The sequence below is a fragment of the Acinetobacter sp. YH12120 genome (assembly GCF_013418795.1).
Classification (GTDB): domain Bacteria; phylum Pseudomonadota; class Gammaproteobacteria; order Pseudomonadales; family Moraxellaceae; genus Acinetobacter; species Acinetobacter towneri.
The window spans coordinates 1-20,925 of the sequence record NZ_VPBI01000009.1 but is presented as its reverse complement, the minus strand read 5'-3'; the positions used below and the strand labels follow the sequence as shown (position 1 = coordinate 20,925).

The window sequence follows — 20,925 nt, the reverse complement described above, 5'->3', positions numbered from 1 at the left end:
ATCCATCTCAAAATTATTGATTGAGCTGTGGGCTGACTTTTTCAGTACTCAAACAATACCTACAACATATTTGAGAAACATACAAAATCATCATCATGCGATTCCATCCATCGTGCTGATTTGATTCTTCTCAATCATTGGCAACTTTAGGCACTGCTTAAACTTGCTCGGGATATATTCATGAAAAAGCTCCTTGGTCTTGTACTTGGTCTTTCAGTTGGCTTGGCTGGCTGTGGCAAACAAGAAGCGCCTGCGACTGACGCGGCACAAAAAGATTCTTCTGCTCTACACACTGTCACTATGGCATCGACTGGTTCAGATGCAGATATTTGGCGTTTTATTGCCAACTTACCTGAAACCAAAGCAGCAGGTATTCAACTTGAAGTGAAAAACTTCACCGATTACGTGTCAATGAACACGGCGGTAGCAAATAAAGAAATTGATCTTAACGCATTCCAATCTTATGCCTATATGGTGGCATTTAATGCCAACAATAAAGATCAAATTGCACCAGTAGCGACAACTTACTTAGAGCCAATGGGTATTTACTCAAGCAAAGTGAAAAAGTTGGATGAGTTCAAAACAGGTGCAACCATTGCTATTCCAAATGATGGTGCCAATGAATCACGTGCACTGTTATTACTTCAATCGGCTGGTTTGGTTAAACTGAAAGATGGTTTTGACAATGTTCAAGGCACGCCTGCAGACATCGTAGAAAATGCTAAGCAAATTCAAATCAAACCAATTCAAATGGCAACGGCTGTACGTGTAAAAGATGAAGTCGATGCAATTGTCTTGGGCAACACCCTTGCAATGGAAGGTGGTTTGAACGTACTGAAAGATTCAATTTATTACGAACCAATTGACCAAAGCACAAAAATGAATGTCAATATTCTCGCGACTGCTGCAGATCGTCAAAATGACCCAATCTTGCAAAAAGTAGGTGCGTTGTATCATACCGAAGCGGTGAAGCAATATATTGATCAGCACTTTGGCGGAACAAAAGTTGCGGTAAATAAACCTGTCAGCTATTTCACTGAAGCAGCAAAATAGTAATATAATGCGTTAAACAAAACAGGCAAAGCGAACTTTGCCTGTTTTTTCATTTATGGACATTTCTTGACGATATGATTGAATTTAAAAACATTTCAAAGCACTATCAGCTCAAAGGTCAAACACTGCGTGCGTTGGATCAAATTAATCTACAAATTCCAACAGGCAGTATTTTTGGCATTATTGGCTATAGTGGTGCAGGTAAAAGTACGTTAATCCGCTTGATCAATTTGTTGGAGCGTCCAAATGCTGGGCAAGTCATCATTCATCAAAAAGATTTTACTGCACTCAATGCCCGTGAATTGCGTCAAGAACGTGCCCATATTGGAATGATTTTTCAGCACTTCAATTTATTGCAGACCAAAACTGTGGCTGCCAATATTGAAATGCCGATGAAACTGTTAGGCTGGAACAAAGCCAAACGTGAAAAACGTTTAAATGAATTACTTGAGTTTATTGATTTAAAACATAAAAAAGATGCCTATCCTGATGAACTTTCAGGCGGACAAAAGCAACGTGTCGGTATTGCGCGTGCGCTAGCCAATCATCCTAAAATTTTACTCTGCGATGAAGCGACTTCGGCACTTGATCCGCAGACTACCAAATCTGTACTGGAATTACTGAAAAAAATTAACCGTGAACAAGGCATTACCATTGTAATGGTGACGCATGAAATGGATGTGATTGAATCGGTTTGTGATTATGTTGCAGTGATGGAACAAGGCAAAGTGATTGAAACAGGTTCAACCTTGGAAATTTTTAGTCAGCCGCAACACCCGACCACTAAAAGCTTCATTCAAACTGTGTTGCAGCAACAATTGCCTATCAATATTTTGAATAATCTGGAAAATCAAAATCAGCACAGCATTTATTGTCTGAAATTTTTAGGTAAATCGGCTCAGGAAACCGTGATTCAAGCTATCATTAAACAGTTTGATATTAGCCTGAATATTTTATTTGCCAATATGACCGAAATTGATGGTGCTGTGATTGGGCAAATGTTCATTCAATTACTCGGTGATACAAACGTCATTCAACAGGCGCTTGAGTTTCTGAAAGCCAATGGCGTTGAAGTTGAACAGTCAGGAATACAAGCATGAGAGATTTAATTGTACAGTGGCTGACCTCAGTAACTGCGCCTTTCTGGAAAAGCTCTTTATCTATTGACCAGTTTGTTACAGCCTTACAAGAGACCTTTCACATGGTGTTCTTTGCCATGTTGTTTGGTTGTATCTGGGGCTTTATTCAGGGCATTACCCTTGTAGTGACTCGTCCGACAGGTATTTTGCCAAACCGTGTGATTTATCACGGGCTTAACCCGATTGTAAACGCACTACGCTCCCTACCCTTTATTATTTTATTGATTGCGGTGATTCCGCTGACTAAATTGTTAGTGGGTACATCCATCGGAACTTGGGCAGCCATTGTTCCACTGACCATTTATGTCGGCCCGTATATTGGTCGTTTGGTAGAAACTTCACTGCTTGAAGTCAATGAAGGGATTGTCGAATCTGCACAGGCAATGGGTGCTACACCCTTACAGATTATCTTCAAATTTATTTTACCTGAAGCACGTAGCTCACTCATTTTGAACCTAACCACAGCCACCATTAGCTTAATTGGCGCAACTGCTATGGCAGGCGCAGTCGGTGCAGGCGGCATTGGTGACCTTGCTATTTCTTATGGTTATCAACGCTTTGATAGTAGTGTCGTGATGCTAACCGTGGTGGTCTTATTAATTTTAGTGCAATTGGTGCAAAGTTTAGGCGATTGGTTATCTAAACTCAGATAAATCTTTCATCTACACATCAGAAATAGATTCACCATTTAACTCCTTGCTACTCGTTTGAGTGTGTAAGGGGTTAAAACCACACTCCTTCTCCATGCATACGTGATTCACGCCATATCAACATCCAAAAAACTGAAATTTTGATATACGGTCAAGATCATCGAAAACCGTAGGAAAAACTTTGCAGCATGTTTTGTCTTGAGCAGAGCATGCTAAACTAACCCGTGATTTTTTAAGGGACTGATTCATGCGCTTTGTTCATTTAGGTATACATACAGAATTTTCGATTACCGAGTCGATTGTACGCGTACCTGACTTGATTAAAGCTGCAGTCAATGAAGAAATGCCTGCTTTGGCATTGACCGATCTCTCTAACCTGCACGCTGCCGTAAAGTTTTATGGCAAATGTTTGGGGCAAGGCATCAAACCGATTTTAGGTTCAGTGCTGCGTTTAAATGATGCCGATCATCGTGTGACTTTATTGTCGATGAACAATCACGGCTGGCGCAATCTGACCGAATTGGTGTCGCGTGGCTATATTGAAGGTCAGCAACTCAATATCCCTTGCGTCAATAAAGCATGGATTTTAGAACAAGCCGATGACCTAATTCTGTTACTCGGCATTCAAAGTGATGTCGGCAAAATGCTGATCACGTCCAATCCACAAAAAGCCGAACCGTTGCTAGAAGAATGGATCGAAAAATTTGGTAATCGGGTTTATTTGGCACTGACCCGTACAGATCGTCCCGATGAAGATGCTTTTATTGCCGAAGCGGTTAAATTAGCTAAAAAATATAATATTGGCGTGGTGGCACATAATGATGTGCACTTTGTCCGCCGTGAAGATTATGAAGCGCACGAAGCGCGAGTTTGTATTGCCGATGGTTATGTTTTAGGGGATAACCGTCGTCCTAAAACGTATAGTCCTGAGCAATATTTTAAAACTACTGCAGAAATGACGGAATTATTTTCCGACATTCCAAGTGCTATTGAAAACAGCTATCACATTGCCAAACGCTGTAACGTCACGCTGCAATTGGGTAAATATTTCCTTCCAGATTATCCAATTCCAGACGGACACACCATTGATACCTACTTCGCGCACCTATCCAAACAAGGTTTAGAAGAACGTCTAAATGTGCTCTATCCTGTCACACAGCGCGATGAAGACTGGGCAGAAATTCGCAAACCTTATGATGAACGAATTGAATACGAAATTAATATTATTAACTCGATGGGCTTCCCGGGTTACTTCCTCATCGTCATGGACTTTATTCAATGGTCTAAAAATAATGGCGTACCTGTTGGGCCGGGTCGTGGTTCAGGCGCAGGCTCATTGGTCGCTTATAGCTTAAAAATTACCGACTTAGACCCATTGCGTTATGAACTACTCTTTGAACGTTTCTTAAACCCAGAACGTGTATCCATGCCCGACTTTGACGTCGATTTCTGTATTGCAGGACGCGATAAAGTCATTGATTATGTGGCACGCACCTATGGACGTGATGCGGTATCACAAATTGCCACTTTCGGTACTATGGCCGCCAAAGGTGCGATTCGAGATGTCGCACGGGTTTTGGGCAAGTCTTATGGTTTGGCAGACCGTATTTCTAAACTGATTCCAACTAAACCTTTAGGGCTTAGTTTGGAAGAATCAATTGAAGCCGAACCACAGCTGAAAGATGTGGTGACCAATCCATCTAACCCAGACTATGACGATGCTTCAGAAATTTGGGAAATGGCTTTAAAACTTGAAGGCATTACCCGCAACACAGGCAAACACGCAGGTGGTGTGGTCATTGCACCAACCAAAATCACCGACTTTTCTGCGGTTATGTGCGATGCTGATGGAACCGCCCGTGTTGCACAATACGATAAAGACGATGTTGAATCGGCAGGTTTGGTCAAATTTGACTTCTTGGGTTTACGTAACCTGACGGTTATTGAAGATGCAGTACAAAATATCAATAAACGCATCCAAGCCGATACACCGCTAGATATTGCCCATATTCCATTGGACGATAAAGACGCCTATTTAGTCTTTGCCAATGCCAACACCACAGCGGTATTCCAGTTTGAATCCGTGGGCATGAAAAAGATGCTGAAAGAAGCACGCCCAAGCAAATTTGAGGAAATTATTGCCTTCGTGTCCTTGTATCGTCCTGGCCCGATGGATCTCATTCCAGACTTTATTCACCGTATGCACGGTGGCGAGTTTGAGTATCTGCATCCTTTGCTAGAAGGTGTGCTTGAACCAACCTACGGCATTATGGTTTATCAGGAACAGGTAATGCAGGCGGCACAGTATTGTGCAGGCTATACCCTCGGTGGTGCGGACTTACTACGTCGTGCTATGGGTAAGAAAAAACCTGAAGAAATGGTGAAACAGCGCCAAATCTTTATTGAAGGTGCTGCGAAAAAAGACATTGATGCCGCCACAGCCAACCATATTTTCGACTATATGGAAAAGTTCGCAGGCTACGGTTTTAACAAATCCCACGCGGCTGCTTATGCCCTCGTTGCCTATCAGACGGCATGGCTGAAAGCACATTACCCTGCCGAATTCTTGGCTGCGGTAATGTCGTCGGAAATGCAAAACACCGATAACGTGGTGTTCCTGATTGATGACTGTCGCCACAATGGTCTGGAAGTTTTACCACCTTCGGTAAATATGTCTTTGTATCATTTCCACGCCAGCGATGAACGCACCATTGTCTACGGACTTGGCGCAATTAAAGGCGTGGGCGAACAAGCCATGCAATCGGTGATTGATTCTCGCCAAAAAGAAGGCCCATACCGCGATTTATTTGACTTCTGTCATCGTATTGATTTGAAAAAAATCAACAAACGAACCCTTGAAGCCTTAATTCGTGCGGGTGCATTAGACTGTTTAGGCATCGAACGCTCAAGTTTAATGGCACAATTGCCAGAAGCGGTACAAGCGGCGGAACAAGCACGTTCCAACCGTGAAACAGGCATCATGGATTTATTTGGTGAAGTTGAAGAAGTACAACGTAAGCCTGCCAAACCTGTAAAACCATGGTCAGATGAAGTCCGACTTAAAGGTGAAAAAGACACACTTGGACTTTACCTCACTGGTCACCCGATTGATGTCTATCGCAATGAATTAAAAGCCTTTATTCCAAGTAAAATTAATGAACTGACGCCAACCCGTCGTGGCGTGACCACCGTCTTTGCAGGCTTGGTGGTGGATGTCGCCAACTTCCCAAATCGGATGGTGGTCACTTTAGATGATGGTACGGCACGTATTGAAGTATCTGCCAACCATGAGCGCTTCCAACGCTTTAAAGATATTGTACAAACTGAAAAAGTGGTGGTGATTGAAGGCGAAATTTACGAACGTGAAGGTTTTGACCGCCCAATGGGACGCTTAACCAAAGCGTTTAGCTTGAATGAAATTCGTCAAAAACGCGCCAATAGTATTCAAATTCACTTGCATGCAGAACATTTAAGCAAGACCTTGAGTCAAGACTTACAAAATATGTTGCTGCCTTATTGTAATGTGGATTTATGCACGCATATTCCTGTTTTATTGCACCTTGACTATGCTTATGCCACTGCAGAATTACATTTGGGCATTCAGTGGAAAATCGCACCCTTAGATGAAGCCTTGGTCAAATTGCGTGACTATTTTGGTAAAGAAAGCCTGCATATCGAATATCAAGTGAAATCCAAAGCCGCGAAAGCTGTCGATGTGGCGAAACCTGCATCGATTGCTCCACCACCTGCTGATATGAGCATGGATGATGCTATGGATTTATACCATACCGAAGTTGATCAATATTCTTAATTAAAAATTTAACCCATCTGGATTTGTTATGAGTCAAACCGACAATGCAGCTGTTGCCGCACACCTCTCCCACGTGCGTATTGTCATGGTGAATACCACCCTGCCTGCCAACATCGGTAGCGCCTTACGCGCCATGAAAACCATGGGGCTATGTAAATTGGTTTTGGTTGATCCAAAAACCTATCCGCATCCAGATATTGATGCTTTGGCGGCAGGTGCAACCGATTTAATTGAACAGATTGAAGTGGTTGAACAGCTCGAAGATGCAATTGCCGACTGCCATTTGGTCTTTGGCACCAGTGCACGTAGTCGTACTATTCCTTGGCCACTCTTAGATGCACGCCCTGCGGCAGAAAAGTCGTTAAATGCTGTGGCACAGCATGGGCAAAATGTTGCCATTATTTTTGGACGTGAAGATCGTGGTTTAACCAATGAAGAGCTGGCTTTGGCGAATTATCACGTGACGATTCCTGTCAATGAAGAATATGGTGTGCTCAATGTTGCTCAAGCCATTCAAGTGATTTGCTATGAAATGCGTATGGCTGCCATCGATATTGTCGGAAAAATTGCCGATCCTGCAGCGACGATGCAAGTGACAGATTCTGAAGCGATGCAATGGGATGAACCTTTGGTCAACCATGAACAAATGCAACAGTTCTATCCACATTTAGAAAAAATGCTGGCAGAAATTGAATTTATGGATCCAAAAAATCCACGATTATTGCCTTTGCGCTTGCGTCGGCTTTTCGGACGTATACAATTAGATCGTATGGAATACCATTTACTTCGCGGTATTTTTAGCCGCGTACAAGCAATGAATAACGGTTCATGGAAAAAATCTACATCAACACAGGACGAGGATCAAACTAATGCTTAAACAGCTCAAAGAAGACATTCAAGCTGTCTTCGCGCGCGATCCTGCTGCTCGAAATACACTTGAAGTCTTAACCACTTATCCAGGAATTCACGCTTTAATTATGCATCGTGTGGCGCATGAATTATGGAACAAAGACTGCAAGGGGTCGGCACGTCTACTCTCGTCATTTAGCCGTTTTGCTACAGGAATTGAAATTCATCCCGGTGCAAAAATTGGTCGTCGCTTTTTTATTGACCATGGCATGGGCGTGGTGATTGGTGAAACTGCTGAAATTGGTGATGATGTCACCTTATATCATGGCGTGACTTTAGGCGGCACAACGTGGAATAAAGGCAAACGTCATCCAACTTTGGAAGATGGCGTAGTAGTCGGTGCAGGCGCGAAAATTCTAGGCCCATTCACCGTACATAAAAATGCCAAAGTTGGCTCTAATGCGGTTGTGACCAAAGAAGTACCTGAAGGCGCAACTGCTGTGGGTAACCCTGCGCGCTTTATTATGAAAAATAAACCTGCCGATGATCAGGAAGCACGTCGTCGTGATTATGCTGCCAGTATTGGTTTCCAACCTTATGCAGCAACGCAGGACCAATCTGACCCAGTATTGGACGGCATGCGAGTATTACTAGATCGCTTGGAACAAAATGAAAAACGTATGAATTTATTATGTCAGCGCCTCTCTTTACTTGACCCAAGCTTTAAAAACCCACAGCAAAATGAACAACCTTATAGTGCAGAAGAATTAAAAATAATTGAAGATGTTAGACGTGAGTGTGAAGCACAAAGTAAATAGGGCTGTTTATTTGATCAATCCTACATACTTAAAAAAACTTCGTATCACTGTGTAACTAAGCCCCCTCAATTGTATTGCATGTTCGGAACAGATTTCTTAGACTGACCGACATGCAATATTTTAATCCGACACAATCACCTCTCACTTTTAAAATAAATTGAACGGAAGAACACCATGACCCTTAAGCCTTTGGCACTCAGTATTCTAGCCGCAACGCTCGTTAGCGCCTGTGTTGCACCACCAAAACAAGAAGTAAAACCACCTATCGTATTTACCGAACCTGAATTAAGTGCACCATTCTATGCCTTAAATCCATTTAATTATGATGCCCCACCACCATTTGAAATTAACCTACAAAAAGCAGCAGCACAGCCTGTGACTAAAATGGTGGTTACTAACCCAAATGATCCAAGCAAAAGCATTACCTTAGATCAAAACAAATTGATTGTACCTACGGTCAATAACAATGCCCGTAGCTTGAAGTTTGCAGTTTTGGCAGGTGAAAACGAAATTGACATCACCGAAATTGATGACTTCTTACAATTGGTCGAAGGCAAAGCACGTCACTATCCACCACGTTTTAGCGAACGTCAGGAACGTCGTGGTTTCGAGGCAAAGCTCAAAGAAGTGACTCAACAATTAGACACTTTGGCAGCCAATGAAAATGCCTCTTTTGATATTTTGATGCGTGCATTTAAAGCCAGTGTTATGGCACGTAATCTAGACTTAGGCTCTGTTTACACCACACGCTCACTTAACTATGCGCAGCGTATCTTAAAAATTAATCAGGAAGATGCCGAAGCGAATTTCTGGTTTGGTTTCGGTCTGTCTGAAGGTGGCGGTCATCGTGAAGCCATTCCTTATTTAGACAAAGCCATGAAAGCAGGTGTGCAGGAAGCTTATTTGTCTGCGGCAAACAATTATATTGCCATGGAACAAAAGAAAAATGCAGTACAAACTTTGAAAAACTATAAAATCAAATACCCGCAAGAAGCCGAAGTGGCTGACCGTTTGATTGCTGAAATTGAAAAGCAAGGTCGCTGGAATGTGTGGCAAGTGATCGCACCACGCACTTAATAAAAAATCGATACAAAAATACCTAAAAATAGACCGTTTCGACGGTCTATTTTGCTTTCTACGCAATTGAAAAAGCTTTAAAAAAACGTATGATGGAAAAAAATCTTAAAAATTAAGCCAGACTTTCCATGAATAAAATTGTGATTGCTGCATTGCTCAGTACAACACTGCTGTCTGGTTGTCAGGTAGTCAGTGTTAAAAATCAGGCGTTAAAAGTTAGTATTGCCAATGAACGTGATAGTATTTTATCGCGCAAAAAACTGAGTGAAGCCAGTTTAAATGTCTTGTCGATGACAGGACGTGAAGCCAATATTTGTGCCGAAAAACCTGAAGAATGTGTGAGTGCACTCAAGCAAATCCCACAAATTCAGGATGAACAACTGCTCTCAACCGCCAGTGAATTATATTTAGCGAAAGCGATTGAACTGGAAAATTCATCGTCCTGTAAAATCAGTATTCTGAACAGTAAAAGATCGGAAGAACAACAAAAAATTCATCAGGCCAATTATGAACAATGTTTAGATCAGCAATTGCACATGCTCGATCAAAGTATTCGTTATAGTTACGCCTACATGTTTAAAACCAAACGTGCGCCGCAAGACCGTCTTTTTGATAACAGACAAGTCCAAATTCGGGATTTTTATAATCAGGCGATTGCCAAATTGGTCAGCAGCTATGCGCTGCGCTATAAACACGATGAATTGCAACAACAAATTCGTGTTGGCAACAGCATTTATGACATTGATTTTGAGTACTACCCGCAGCTGAAACAACAAAAAATTCAGCAGTTGATGTCAACCTATAACCTGAACTTTTCGGGTTTGCGCTCGGTCACGCGCCGTGATGGTTTTGGGTCTGAATTTCTGGTGGTATTGCCTGAAAATCCAAACGATGATCTGAGCAAAAGCAAATATATTATTGATCCGCTAAAATATGATTATCCTGCAGGAAAAAATCCAAATATTCACCAAGCTCGCTATTTAGCCGCGACAATCACTGCAGAACCACATAGCGCCAATTCCATTGAAGATATTTTGAATCGGCCGCATTTTAAGCTCAAGGCTTATGATCCGTATAAATATGAATCTGCCCAAATTGCACAAAAGAACTACCCGCTTGCAGCTAACTTTTCTGCACCTTATGGCTTGTGGTTAGCGCAAAATAATTTAGGTAAATCGGCTTATTTATCCTTAATTGATCGTGAAGAACGACTCAGTATGCCGCATTTGTACTTACTTGAGCCGTATAATCCGAATAAAAAAGTCATTGTCCTCATTCATGGTTTGGCCAGTAGCCCCGAAGCGTGGATTCGCTTAACCAACGATATTATGGGCGATCCTGTATTGCGGGAAAACTTTCAAGTCTGGCAAGTGTTTTACTCGACCAATATGCCAATTTTAGAAAGCCGTTTCCAAATTTATGCCTTGCTTCAACAAGGCTTTAAACAGGTCAGTCCTTCTGCTGCAGCCAAAAAAGATGCTGTAGTAATTGGACACAGCATGGGTGGTATTTTGGCACGTTTGTTGGTCAGCGATACTGATTTAACTCAACCTGCCATGCAAATGCTTAAAAACCGACGTCTGGAACGCTTTAAATCTGATCCTTTGTTGCAAGCACGTTTGCGCCTTAAACCCATCACCAATTTTAACCGTGCAATATTCTTGGCTGCACCGCATAAAGGTACAGAGTTTGCAGACCGCTGGTTCACCCTTGCAGCACGTAAAGTCATTCGCTTACCGACTGCTTTTTTTAGCGCGTTTGCGGATACCTTGCAGCAACATGAAGTCGATTTAAAAAATCTAACCAAAGAAATTGGGCATGGCGTCATTCAAAATGGACCGAGTGATTTAAGTAAAAATTCCAAATTTACGGAATTAACTGAAGATATTTTGCCTGTCAAAGGATTTAAATATCACAGTATTATTGGCAATAATACCGACAGCACTGAGCATCTGTTAATGAATGACGATGTGGTGCATTACAACAGTGCCCACTTAGATGGCGCTGTTTCAGAAAAAATTATTAAAGGCGGACATTCCATTCAGGAAACGCCAGAAGCTGTATTGGAACTGCGACGTATTCTTAGATTACATTTGCAAGATTTAGGCTTGTATAAACCGTAATCCGTCACGGCAAATAAAAAACCGAAGTCTAAGTGGCTTCGGTTTTTTATCTATCATGCTATTTTTTAGCAGCATTATAGCGGTGCTTGTCCCCAATAGGCTTTGGTCAATAAAGCCTCTAATTCGGCATAGTCATATTCACGTGGATTATAATATGGACTATCACAGATAATACGTGCCACTTGGGCAGGTGCTGTTTCGGGTAATCCTAAATCTTTAAGTGCCATTGGAATATTCAATTTTTGGTTAAGCTGATAAATCGCCAAGCCTAACTGTTCCCGATCTGACACATTTAAAGCCGCTGCCAGTTGATTCATTGCAGCAATATCTGCATGTCGGTTGTAATGCACTGAATACGCCAACACAATGGCGTGGGTTTGCGCATGTGGTAACTGATAGCGTCCGCCCAAGCTATGGCAAATTTTATGATGAATTGCCATACCCACCGAACCCAAACACACACCTGCCAACCATGTGCCATATAAAGCATGTTCACGTGCCTGCATATTATGAGGCGCTTGCACAATTTCAGGTAAAGCCTGTGCCAGTTGAGTAATCGCCTCTAGCGCCATTAAACTTACAATGGGATTTTTATCCTGTGCATATAATGCCGCAACTGCATGTGCCATCGCATTCATACCCGAACATACCGAAATTTCAGTGGGTAAGTTGAGTGTCAATTCAGGATCATAAATCACTACTTTAGGCAAAACTTGAGCTGCTTTGCCTGTGGTTTTCAGCTGGTTTTCGGTGATGCCATACACCGCAGTCATTTCACTACCTGCATAAGTGGTCGGAATTGCAATAATCGGTAAATGGGTTTCTAAAGCAATTGCTTTGGCTAAACCAATCGCAGAGCACCGCCGAGTGCCAAACAGCAATCGACCTTTAAACGCTGCACATCTTGAATGGCTTGATCGGCAACTTCTTTTGGCACATGCATCACCGCATGAGGATAGACCGCTACAGCCATGTCTTGGATTAGTGCCAATAAACGCTCGCCTGCGGCTTTTTGCCCTGCAGTGGCAATAGTTAAAATACGCCTATAGGTATAAGATCGTAAAATCTCTTGAATTTTTTGCAGATGACCTACGCCAAAATGAACATTGATTGGCAATACCTGATAATGGAATGCTTACATGTTATTAAACTTAAATATTGTCTTTAGATTTTAATAGCATTTAACTATGACTAGGCTGCTGAACAGCCCAATTCTGCAACGCTGCTTTGCAAATATTCAAATAAAACTCAAAACCAACTGTTTTGCTGTAAACACAAAAACCCATGATCGCATGGGCTTTTGGATCATTAAAATTAAATGCGATGAATCATCTATCAATTTTAATGTAAAGAAAACTTATACTTTTGTGCTTAGTCTATTTCTTTTAGGCACACTGCAGACAAAATTGGAATACCAAAACATGGAAGCAACAATAAAATCCAGTATTCCACTACGGTAGCTTCACCACTGATCATATTGATGAATAATCCACCAATGATTAATACCGCTGCAATTAAACCCAGAAAAATTCCAAAAAATCTTGCAGGCATTTGACGTCCCCTGAACAATCGAACAAAAGTGTTAGATCTAGTATATACCTTATAGTTGAATAAGATATGACTTTTTGATCAATTGATGACTTAAATTTTATTAGGATTTAAACACCTGATTTAAAATGTTTTTATAGAAAATCACAACGATATTCGATCAGACACATTTCCTAACAATAATAAAATCTTATTAAATATATAATATTATATTATATAAACTCAAAATAAATGAGTGTGGATGAATGAAAACACCAGATCAACTAATCACTGAAGCCAAAAGTGAAATTACAGAAATTAGCGTGCAAGAATTGCATGAAAAATATTTGCAACATCCCGATATTATTTTGATTGATGTACGAGAACCTGAAGAACATCAGGCTTGTGCAATAGACCGTGCAGTGAATTTTCCACGCGGCATGTTAGAAATGAAAATTGCACAACACCCTGTAGTAAACCACTATTGCGATGTTGAACGTGCTCTTACCAATCTGGCTGAACGAGATATTTACTTACTTTGTGGTACTGGTGCGCGTTCTGCACTTGCCACTCAAGCCTTACAAAGAATGGGTTTCGAGAAAGTCTATTCAATGCAAGGTGGTATGCAAGCTTGGCTGGAAGCAGGTTTTCCGACAGTTTCTTTTACAAGATGATACTAGGGTCTGTTGAATGCTTAAATAACGCTCAATATTAGGTTAAATATTAATTAAAACTTCGTGTAATACTTCAATATTTATCATTGTCATTTTTGTTATAGTATTACATGAATAAATTGAATAAAAGATTGATACAGTGTTTATGATGTGGGGCAGATTGCTAGGATTATTTGCAATCTTGTTACAAGTCGCTGTGTTCCTACAGCCTTTATTACCAGAGAAACAACATTTTTCCTCTGTCTGTGAAACTATTGCCCAAGCATTATTTTTAGAACGCACCGCACCCCATTCTTCGTATTCATCTACACACCATGAAACTGCGACTCATGTTGCATTCGGACTTGAAAGTTCACACGAACATGCATCATCTGAAGATGCGGCGCATACAGATCATGAATGTGAATACTGTCTAGTTTATAGTTTTGCACTACCATTATTTGAAAACAAAATCAGACCAATTTTAGTCCGAACGCAAATTCGGGTTTTGTCTTTTAAAACATCGTTTACACCAACACTATTTCAAACTGAGCCGCTTTTTGTTCTGCCACAAGGTCGTGCCCCGCCCCACTTTGACTCTTGAATTTTCTTATCATTTCTTACAGTGTTGCCATCTTTGCTTCACTCTAAAGTGTAAATTTTGCAGTATCAAATTTATGCAGCTGTAGGACAATACTTATTTTAATAACTCATTGACTTGTTTATTCGACCCTAAGGAGGAGATAACTATGCATCTGCTTCAACACAGTCATAATCATGTGAATCATACTGTAGAGCAAACGGCTTGTTTGGATTTAGCACAACAGATCATTAAAGTTCGGCAAAAAATGAATATTTCACAAACTGAACTTGCGGCAAAATTGTGTATCTCTGCCCGAACTTTAGAAAGTTGGGAACGTGGTGTTCGTCAACCCTCGAGTTCTGCTCAAGCATTAATTCGATTATTTATTAAATCGCCACAATTTGTGTTAGAAAATTTGGCATAAAGCACTTGATAATTATGAATTAAAGCAATGTAAATCAATAAAGAAGCTCCCAAGGGAGCTTCTTTGGTCAAAAGATTTGAAGCATCATTTTGATATACATATAGAATGAATACCCTTGCTGTTTTCATAGCTCTATATTCAAAAATATAATAAAGATATGAATTTATATTCAAATACAAGAATATAACTTTTCAATATACTGCCGCATATATTGTTTTTACTCGATCTATATTCTCATGAAATATCTATCTTCTTTTATCTCAATTGCTGTTATCGCACCTTTGTTTTCAACATCTGCTTTTGCAACAACAGGATATTTCATGCATGCATATAGTGCGAAATCTCAAGGAAATGCAGGCACAGCCATTGCCAATTTTCAGGACAGTCTGACTATTGCAAGCAACCCAGCGGGTTTGAGCTGGTTAGATAAGCGTGTTGATGCAGGTTTAACTATTTTCTCTCCAGATCGTGAGTCTGAAATTACAGGAAATGGTTATGGAGCAAATGGTCAGTATGATGGCAATAGCCGTAAATACTTTGTAATTCCAGATGTAGGTTATGTTCACCCAGTGAATGAACAAGTCACTGCGGGTATTGCGGTTTATGGCAATGGTGGCATGAATACCAATTATAAAAATAATCCTTATGCAGTTTATGATAATACAGGAAGCGCAGGTATTTCATTAACCCAAGCCTTTATTTCACCTGCTTTATCTTGGAAATATGCAGAAAATCAATCTATAGCTTTGGCTGCAAATATTTTATATCAACGTTTTAGCGCACAAGGTTTTGCTGGTGATGTATTTGGTGGTGCTTCGTCCAACGATGCAGCAATTAGCGACCGTGGCAATGACGATTCATACGGTGTAGGTGCACGTATTGGCTGGTCTGCAAAACCAAATGAGAAACTGACCCTTGGTGCAAGCTATTCATCTAAAATTAATGCCAGCCGCTTTAAGAAATATGAAGGTTTATTTGCCAAACAAGGTGATTTTGACGTACCTGAAAGCTATGGTGTAGGTTTAAATTATCAACTTACCCCTGCTTTATCAGTCGCGACAGATTACTTACGCATTAATTATTCAGATGTAGATTCTGTTGGCAATAAACTGGATCAATTATTCGCAAACAATAAATTTGGCACAACACAAGGTCCTGGTTTTGGATGGGATGACATCAATGTCTATAAAATTTCAGCGACTTATCAAGCCTCAGAAAAACTGACTTTACGTGCGGGTTATAGCTATAACGATCAGCCTGTTAAAAATGATCAAACCTTCCTAAATATTTTGGCACCAGGTGTGGTACAAGAGCATTTAAGTGTTGGTGCAACTTGGCGACTCGATGATCAACAAAATGTAAGTGTGGCTTATACACACGCACTCAAAGAAACAGTGCAAGGTAACAACTCTATCCCCGCTGATTTTGGTGGTGGCGAAGCCAATTTAAGCATGAGCCAAAATATTTTGGGCGTGTCATATAGTTTGAATTTTTAAATTCTACATAGCTTGAGTTTGAATAATAGCTTGCCATGATCTGAAAAGATGATGGCTTTTTTTACTTTGATTGTGATGAAGTTTTTCCAAAGTACGGCTTTAGCTAGAAATAAGACCATGCAAAGCATAATGTTACAACATGCACTACTTTCTAAATGAATCCATAGAAAACAATCAAATTTCGATGCTTTTTATAACGATGAATTACACGAAAAACTCAGTAAAATTCAGCCAAATGACACAATAATTTTCACTTTTAACTTCGCAAATCATACATTTTCAACTGCTAAGCTCTTTGAGCTATGCGATATCATTTTTGAAACTGTGGGTTTAGATTTTATGGGCGATATTTTTTATGGCTGTGTGCTCACTAACACACCCGATCAATTGAATATTATCCATTTAAAAGCTTAAACCGCTCGATGTTCGACTCGTTAGAGAGCGAGCAACAATGACATGCAGGTTCACTAATTTGACTAAGATGGCGTAAAATAAGCTAGTCACATACTTACACTTAAATTACGCTTCAAATTAAAGGACTTCAACTGCATGAACATGACAGAAATCATGGCTGATCTATCTTCACACACTCCAATGATGCAGCAATACTTACGGGTGAAGATGGAACATCCACATTCTTTAATGTTCTATCGCATGGGCGATTTCTACGAATTATTTTTTGATGATGCACACAAAGCTGCCAAACTTTTAGGCATTACCCTCACCCACCGTGGTAAAACTAGTGGCAAACCTATTCCAATGGCGGGCGTGCCATATCATGCTGCTGAAGGTTATCTCGCTCGCTTGGTCAAAAAAGGCGAAACCGTGGTAATTTGTGAGCAAATTGGCGAGGTGACAGGCAAAGGTCCTGTAGAGCGTGGAGTAGTACGGATTATCACCCCAGGCACGCTCACCGATGATGCCTTGCTCAACAGTCATCAATCTTCCAACTTGGTCTCTTTATGCTTACAGCAAAACCAAATTGGTATCGCATTGCTGGATTTAAGTGCAGGGATTTTTAAAGTTCAGCAAATGGATTATTTGCCTGAACAACTCGCGATTGAACTTTCTCGTTTAATGCCAAGCGAAATTGTGGTCGATGAAGATATTGTCGATCCGAATATTATTGAACAGGTTAAAAAGCAGCTTGACTGCCCTGTGACCAAACGCCCAAATGTCGATTTCAACCTGAACAATGCACAAAAAACGCTTTGTGATCAATTTGCTGTATCGTCACTTTCAGGTTTTGGTATTGATCATTTGCCCTTAGCCAAAGCAGCAGCGGCAGCGTTAATACACTACGCCAAAGAAACCCAAAAAACGGCTTTACCACATATTCGCAGTATTCAATTAGAACAAAGCAGCGATTTTATTGCGCTTGATCCTGTGACCCGACGTAATTTGGAATTGGTTGAACCATTATTTGAACACGGCACTTCTTTATTCCAACTGATTAACGATTGCCAAACTGCCATGGGTAGCCGTTTACTGAGTCGTACCTTGATGCAACCTTTGCGTGACACGGCATTGTTAGATGCAAGACTGGATGCAATTCAAGCCTTAATACAAGGTTACCATGAGTCGCCTGTGCGTTTGGTACTGAAAGAAATTAGTGATATTGAACGTGTGCTGAGTCGTGTCGCACTCGGTAGCGCACGCCCACGTGATTTGGTACAACTACGTCAGGCCTGTGCGCAAATTCCCTATTTGCGTCATGCCTTACAGCCCATTGTTTCTGCACAACAATCCGCACTCATTCAAAACCTGAATGAAGAACTGGGCGATTTTCATGGACTGCATCAACGGCTGATGCAGGCAATTGTAGAAAACCCACCTGTACTATTGCGTGATGGCAATGTCATTGCAGAGGGTTTTGACAGTGAACTCGATGAACTACGCAAAATCCGTGATCATGCGGGGCAATTCCTGATTGATTTAGAAGTCAAAGAGCGCCAAGAAAGCGGTATCCCAACGTTAAAAATTGGCTACAACCGTGTCAGTGGTTACTACATTGAACTCACTCGCGCCCAAGCCGAGCAAGCACCTGAACACTATATCCGTCGTCAAACTTTAAAAAATGCAGAACGCTACATCACCCCAGAGCTAAAAAGTTTTGAAGATAAAGTCCTGTCTAGCGAGTCCCGTGCTTTAGCCCGTGAAAAGATGCTATTTGAAATGCTATTGGATGAATTACGCCAAGACATTGCTCAATTACAAATGATGAGCAGCGCGATTGCACAAATTGATCTATTGGCAAACTTTGCCCATCAAGCACGTTTACGCAATTGGGCACGCCCTGAATATAGCCCTGAAATTGGAATTAAAATTACTGCAGGACGTCATCCTGTTGTTGAGGCCTTGAGTAAAACCGCCTTTACACCGAATGATACTTTACTCGACTACAATCATCGTTTGGCAATTATTACTGGCCCGAATATGGGCGGTAAATCAACGTATATGCGTCAAACCGCACTCATTGCCCTACTTGGCTATTGTGGTAGTTATGTGCCTGCCCAAACAGCCGTATTAGGTCCTATTGATCGCGTGTTTACCCGTATTGGTTCTGCCGATGATTTATCGACAGGTAAATCGACCTTTATGGTCGAAATGACTGAGACTTCACAAATTTTACACCATGCAACCTCACAGTCTTTGGTGCTGATGGATGAAGTTGGTCGCGGAACCAGTACCTACGATGGCTTATCTTTGGCATGGGCATGTGTGTTGGATTTAAGCAAACGCATCAAATGTTTATGCCTATTTGCAACGCATTATTTTGAATTGACCGAATTAAGCAAAGAATCTGGGGTGGATAACTACCACGTAACCGCCAAAGAAATGAATGGCAACCTGATTCTCTTGCACAAAGTTCAACAAGGTCCTGCAAGCCAAAGTCACGGTTTGCAAGTGGCAAAATTGGCAGGCATTCCAGCCAATGTGATTAAAGAAGCGCAAAACCGTTTAAGAATTTTAGAAAAACAGCAGCACAAAAATGTCAATTTAGCCGTTCAAGATGACCTATTTGCACCAGCAACAAGCTCAGCTGAACCAGAAGTGATTGAACGTGTAATAGAGGTAGAAAAACCATCACCTGCTTTAGATTTATTACGCAGTATAGATGTCGATAATTTAACGCCACGACAAGCGCTGGAACAATTGTATGCTTTAAAGGAACAATTGAACGCTTAGCCGCTGTTATTTCTAAAATATTTGAGCTAAACAAAGACTCTCAATTGAGAGTCTTTGTCATTTATAAGTTTTTTTGATGGTTTTATCCCCCTTTTATCAAATTTAGCAGCACTGTCTATATCAAATATCAGTAAAAGCGATTGTTAGTTGTAGTGATTTTTGCCTAAAATAGACTATTCTGAATTAGAACCATATTTTTAGGTAGCTGTCGCCATGACATTTGTTGTCACTGAAAACTGTATTAAATGTAAATATCAAGACTGCGTTGAAGTTTGTCCTGTAGACTGCTTCTACGAGGGTCCGAACTTCCTTGTCATTAATCCAGACGAATGTATCGACTGTGCATTATGTGAACCAGAGTGTCCTGCCAACGCTATTTTCTCTGAAGATGAATTACCAGAAGGTCAGGAAGTGTTTATCGAGCTAAATGCTGAACTTTCACAGACTTGGCCAAACATTACACAAATTGGCGATCAACCTGCTGATCGTGAAGAATGGAATGGCAAACCAGACAAATTACAATACTTAGAAAAGTAAGTTCGTCTTGTTGTGAAAAAGATCAGTCCTGTGCTGATCTTTTTTTATACCTAAAACACACATTTGATTGCAATATTTTCAAATTTTAACCAGCATTTTCGATTAGAATACTGCCACTTTAAATAAATATCTGATTTGCCTAATGAAGAAATTTTTCAAGGCGCTGTTTTCGTTCAGCATTGTTCCCGTTATCTTGGTTGCCTGTAGTTCAACCCCAAACAGAACAACAACGATCACCACGCCCGATGGAAAACGAATTTTCATTCCTCAAGAAAAAATCACCTATGAGCGTCAGGTAGCACCTAAAATTGTGCCTTATTCGTATAATGCATGGGTGGCAGTGAGTGACAATTTACGCCAAGTTCGTGAATATGAACGCTTCTTGGAACACAACGGTGTTGGCAATATTATTCCAAGTTTTGAATTAATGCGTACCGCACGTGACTGGCAACGCTGTGGACGTTCGCAATTTATGATTCCAAGTCGTGAATTGTGGCAAAATCAGGTGCCTACCTTGCGTGTATTTAAATATTTGGTCGCCTCTAAAGTCTTAACTGATTTTGAAGTCACTTCTGTCTATCGAGATTTACCACTGAATCAATGTGCAGGTGGTGCGAACTCATCGCGTCACTTATTTAACTCAGCCATTGATTTTAGAATTGGGCCACAATTCCCGAATGCCGAAGACTATGCCTATATTGAAAGTACCAAATACAGACTGTGTCAGTTCTGGCAGCAATATGGTCAAAGTTTAAACATGGGCTTAGGCTTATACGCTTCAGGACAAATTCATATTGATACACAAGGTTATCGAACTTGGGGGCCAGATTTAAGCCGCCATTCATCTATGTGTAATTTCTAATTCAGTGTGAACCGTACCGGGTTTGTCGGAGACCAACTTTCTTGAGAGAATGTTCCAATGACAAAACCAAAATATACCCCTGAAATCAGAGAAAGAGCGGTTCAATTATTGATTGAATCTGAAAAAGATTATCC

The 20,925-nt window shown here is 40.8% G+C and carries 18 protein-coding genes; 15 read left to right on the top strand and 3 right to left on the bottom strand.

The features are described from left to right. Positions 1-180 precede the first annotated feature (180 nt). From FTU58_RS07645 to FTU58_RS07610, 8 genes are all read left to right on the top strand, one after another. On the top strand, positions 181-1,053 hold the full coding sequence (locus FTU58_RS07645; protein ID WP_180062297.1) for a MetQ/NlpA family ABC transporter substrate-binding protein: 873 nt from the start codon (positions 181-183) through the stop codon (positions 1,051-1,053). A 74-nt stretch (positions 1,054-1,127) separates the two neighbouring features. Next, the gene (locus FTU58_RS07640) at positions 1,128-2,153 is read left to right on the top strand and encodes a methionine ABC transporter ATP-binding protein (protein WP_179988649.1); all 1,026 of its coding nucleotides are present in this window, start codon (positions 1,128-1,130) and stop codon (positions 2,151-2,153) included. Continuing rightward, complete coding sequence (locus FTU58_RS07635; RefSeq protein ID WP_004973122.1) at positions 2,150-2,845, top strand: methionine ABC transporter permease; 696 nt, start codon at positions 2,150-2,152, stop codon at positions 2,843-2,845. Before FTU58_RS07640 ends, FTU58_RS07635 begins: the two co-directional genes overlap by 4 nt. A gap of 244 nt (positions 2,846-3,089) precedes the next feature. Next, the gene (dnaE, locus tag FTU58_RS07630; protein ID WP_004973121.1) at positions 3,090-6,653 is read left to right on the top strand and encodes a DNA polymerase III subunit alpha; all 3,564 of its coding nucleotides are present in this window, start codon (positions 3,090-3,092) and stop codon (positions 6,651-6,653) included. 28 nt (positions 6,654-6,681) lie between these two features. Further along, complete coding sequence (locus FTU58_RS07625) at positions 6,682-7,530, top strand: RNA methyltransferase (RefSeq protein ID WP_004973119.1); 849 nt, start codon at positions 6,682-6,684, stop codon at positions 7,528-7,530. Beyond that, the gene (gene cysE, locus FTU58_RS07620; protein WP_004973118.1) at positions 7,523-8,320 is read left to right on the top strand and encodes a serine O-acetyltransferase; all 798 of its coding nucleotides are present in this window, start codon (positions 7,523-7,525) and stop codon (positions 8,318-8,320) included. Before FTU58_RS07625 ends, cysE begins: the two co-directional genes overlap by 8 nt. A gap of 174 nt (positions 8,321-8,494) precedes the next feature. Further along, the gene (locus FTU58_RS07615; protein ID WP_004973117.1) at positions 8,495-9,397 is read left to right on the top strand and encodes an ABUW_2363 family tetratricopeptide repeat lipoprotein; all 903 of its coding nucleotides are present in this window, start codon (positions 8,495-8,497) and stop codon (positions 9,395-9,397) included. A 128-nt stretch (positions 9,398-9,525) separates the two neighbouring features. Next, on the top strand, positions 9,526-11,520 hold the full coding sequence (locus tag FTU58_RS07610) for a triacylglycerol lipase (RefSeq protein WP_180062296.1): 1,995 nt from the start codon (positions 9,526-9,528) through the stop codon (positions 11,518-11,520). Between the two features lie 74 nt (positions 11,521-11,594). Here the strand turns inward: FTU58_RS07610 and FTU58_RS07605 are convergent, their stop codons facing one another. From FTU58_RS07605 to FTU58_RS07600, 3 genes are all read right to left on the bottom strand, one after another. Continuing rightward, positions 11,595-12,401, bottom strand: a complete 807-nt coding sequence (locus FTU58_RS07605; protein ID WP_257222348.1) for a maleylacetate reductase — start codon at positions 12,399-12,401, stop codon at positions 11,595-11,597. Further along, entirely contained in the window at positions 12,362-12,637 is a 276-nt protein-coding gene (locus FTU58_RS14070; protein ID WP_253103581.1) for an iron-containing alcohol dehydrogenase, read from the bottom strand. Before FTU58_RS14070 ends, FTU58_RS07605 begins: the two co-directional genes overlap by 40 nt. A gap of 254 nt (positions 12,638-12,891) precedes the next feature. Next, the gene (locus FTU58_RS07600; protein WP_004973110.1) at positions 12,892-13,071 is read right to left on the bottom strand and encodes a hypothetical protein; all 180 of its coding nucleotides are present in this window, start codon (positions 13,069-13,071) and stop codon (positions 12,892-12,894) included. A 242-nt stretch (positions 13,072-13,313) separates the two neighbouring features. On the opposite strand from FTU58_RS07600, the gene FTU58_RS07595 reads away from it, so the two are divergent. From FTU58_RS07595 to FTU58_RS07565, 7 genes are all read left to right on the top strand, one after another. After that, positions 13,314-13,721, top strand: coding sequence for a rhodanese-like domain-containing protein (locus FTU58_RS07595; RefSeq protein WP_096900921.1), 408 nt, complete (start codon positions 13,314-13,316; stop codon positions 13,719-13,721). Positions 13,722-13,869: 148 nt separating this feature from the next. After that, the gene (locus FTU58_RS07590; RefSeq protein WP_154321263.1) at positions 13,870-14,304 is read left to right on the top strand and encodes a DUF2946 family protein; all 435 of its coding nucleotides are present in this window, start codon (positions 13,870-13,872) and stop codon (positions 14,302-14,304) included. Positions 14,305-14,449: 145 nt separating this feature from the next. Next, the gene (locus FTU58_RS07585; RefSeq protein ID WP_004973099.1) at positions 14,450-14,707 is read left to right on the top strand and encodes a DNA-binding transcriptional regulator; all 258 of its coding nucleotides are present in this window, start codon (positions 14,450-14,452) and stop codon (positions 14,705-14,707) included. Positions 14,708-14,943: 236 nt separating this feature from the next. Then, entirely contained in the window at positions 14,944-16,203 is a 1,260-nt protein-coding gene (locus FTU58_RS07580; RefSeq protein WP_180062295.1) for an OmpP1/FadL family transporter, read from the top strand. 549 nt (positions 16,204-16,752) lie between these two features. After that, positions 16,753-19,392 carry a DNA mismatch repair protein MutS gene (gene mutS, locus FTU58_RS07575; protein ID WP_096900922.1) on the top strand — a complete coding sequence of 880 codons (2,640 nt, stop codon included), beginning with the start codon at positions 16,753-16,755 and terminating at the stop codon, positions 19,390-19,392. A gap of 213 nt (positions 19,393-19,605) precedes the next feature. Further along, complete coding sequence (gene fdxA / locus FTU58_RS07570; RefSeq protein WP_004973093.1) at positions 19,606-19,929, top strand: ferredoxin FdxA; 324 nt, start codon at positions 19,606-19,608, stop codon at positions 19,927-19,929. Between the two features lie 142 nt (positions 19,930-20,071). Next, positions 20,072-20,791, top strand: coding sequence for a D-Ala-D-Ala carboxypeptidase family metallohydrolase (locus FTU58_RS07565; protein WP_004973092.1), 720 nt, complete (start codon positions 20,072-20,074; stop codon positions 20,789-20,791). The last annotated feature ends 134 nt before the right edge of the window (positions 20,792-20,925 follow it).

What these genes read in the sequence shown, in the direction of transcription:
- FTU58_RS07645 (WP_180062297.1), top strand. Translation starts at nt 181, where the DNA reads ATGAAAAAGCTCCTTGGTCTTGTACTTGGTCTTTCAGTTGGCTTGGCT.
- FTU58_RS07640 (WP_179988649.1), top strand. Translation starts at nt 1,128, where the DNA reads ATGATTGAATTTAAAAACATTTCAAAGCACTATCAGCTCAAAGGTCAA.
- FTU58_RS07635 (WP_004973122.1), top strand. Translation starts at nt 2,150, where the DNA reads ATGAGAGATTTAATTGTACAGTGGCTGACCTCAGTAACTGCGCCTTTC.
- dnaE (WP_004973121.1), top strand. Translation starts at nt 3,090, where the DNA reads ATGCGCTTTGTTCATTTAGGTATACATACAGAATTTTCGATTACCGAG.
- FTU58_RS07625 (WP_004973119.1), top strand. Translation starts at nt 6,682, where the DNA reads ATGAGTCAAACCGACAATGCAGCTGTTGCCGCACACCTCTCCCACGTG.
- cysE (WP_004973118.1), top strand. Translation starts at nt 7,523, where the DNA reads ATGCTTAAACAGCTCAAAGAAGACATTCAAGCTGTCTTCGCGCGCGAT.
- FTU58_RS07615 (WP_004973117.1), top strand. Translation starts at nt 8,495, where the DNA reads ATGACCCTTAAGCCTTTGGCACTCAGTATTCTAGCCGCAACGCTCGTT.
- FTU58_RS07610 (WP_180062296.1), top strand. Translation starts at nt 9,526, where the DNA reads ATGAATAAAATTGTGATTGCTGCATTGCTCAGTACAACACTGCTGTCT.
- FTU58_RS07600 (WP_004973110.1), bottom strand. Translation starts at nt 13,071, where the DNA reads ATGCCTGCAAGATTTTTTGGAATTTTTCTGGGTTTAATTGCAGCGGTA.
- FTU58_RS07595 (WP_096900921.1), top strand. Translation starts at nt 13,314, where the DNA reads ATGAAAACACCAGATCAACTAATCACTGAAGCCAAAAGTGAAATTACA.
- FTU58_RS07590 (WP_154321263.1), top strand. Translation starts at nt 13,870, where the DNA reads ATGTGGGGCAGATTGCTAGGATTATTTGCAATCTTGTTACAAGTCGCT.
- FTU58_RS07585 (WP_004973099.1), top strand. Translation starts at nt 14,450, where the DNA reads ATGCATCTGCTTCAACACAGTCATAATCATGTGAATCATACTGTAGAG.
- FTU58_RS07580 (WP_180062295.1), top strand. Translation starts at nt 14,944, where the DNA reads ATGAAATATCTATCTTCTTTTATCTCAATTGCTGTTATCGCACCTTTG.
- mutS (WP_096900922.1), top strand. Translation starts at nt 16,753, where the DNA reads ATGAACATGACAGAAATCATGGCTGATCTATCTTCACACACTCCAATG.
- fdxA (WP_004973093.1), top strand. Translation starts at nt 19,606, where the DNA reads ATGACATTTGTTGTCACTGAAAACTGTATTAAATGTAAATATCAAGAC.
- FTU58_RS07565 (WP_004973092.1), top strand. Translation starts at nt 20,072, where the DNA reads ATGAAGAAATTTTTCAAGGCGCTGTTTTCGTTCAGCATTGTTCCCGTT.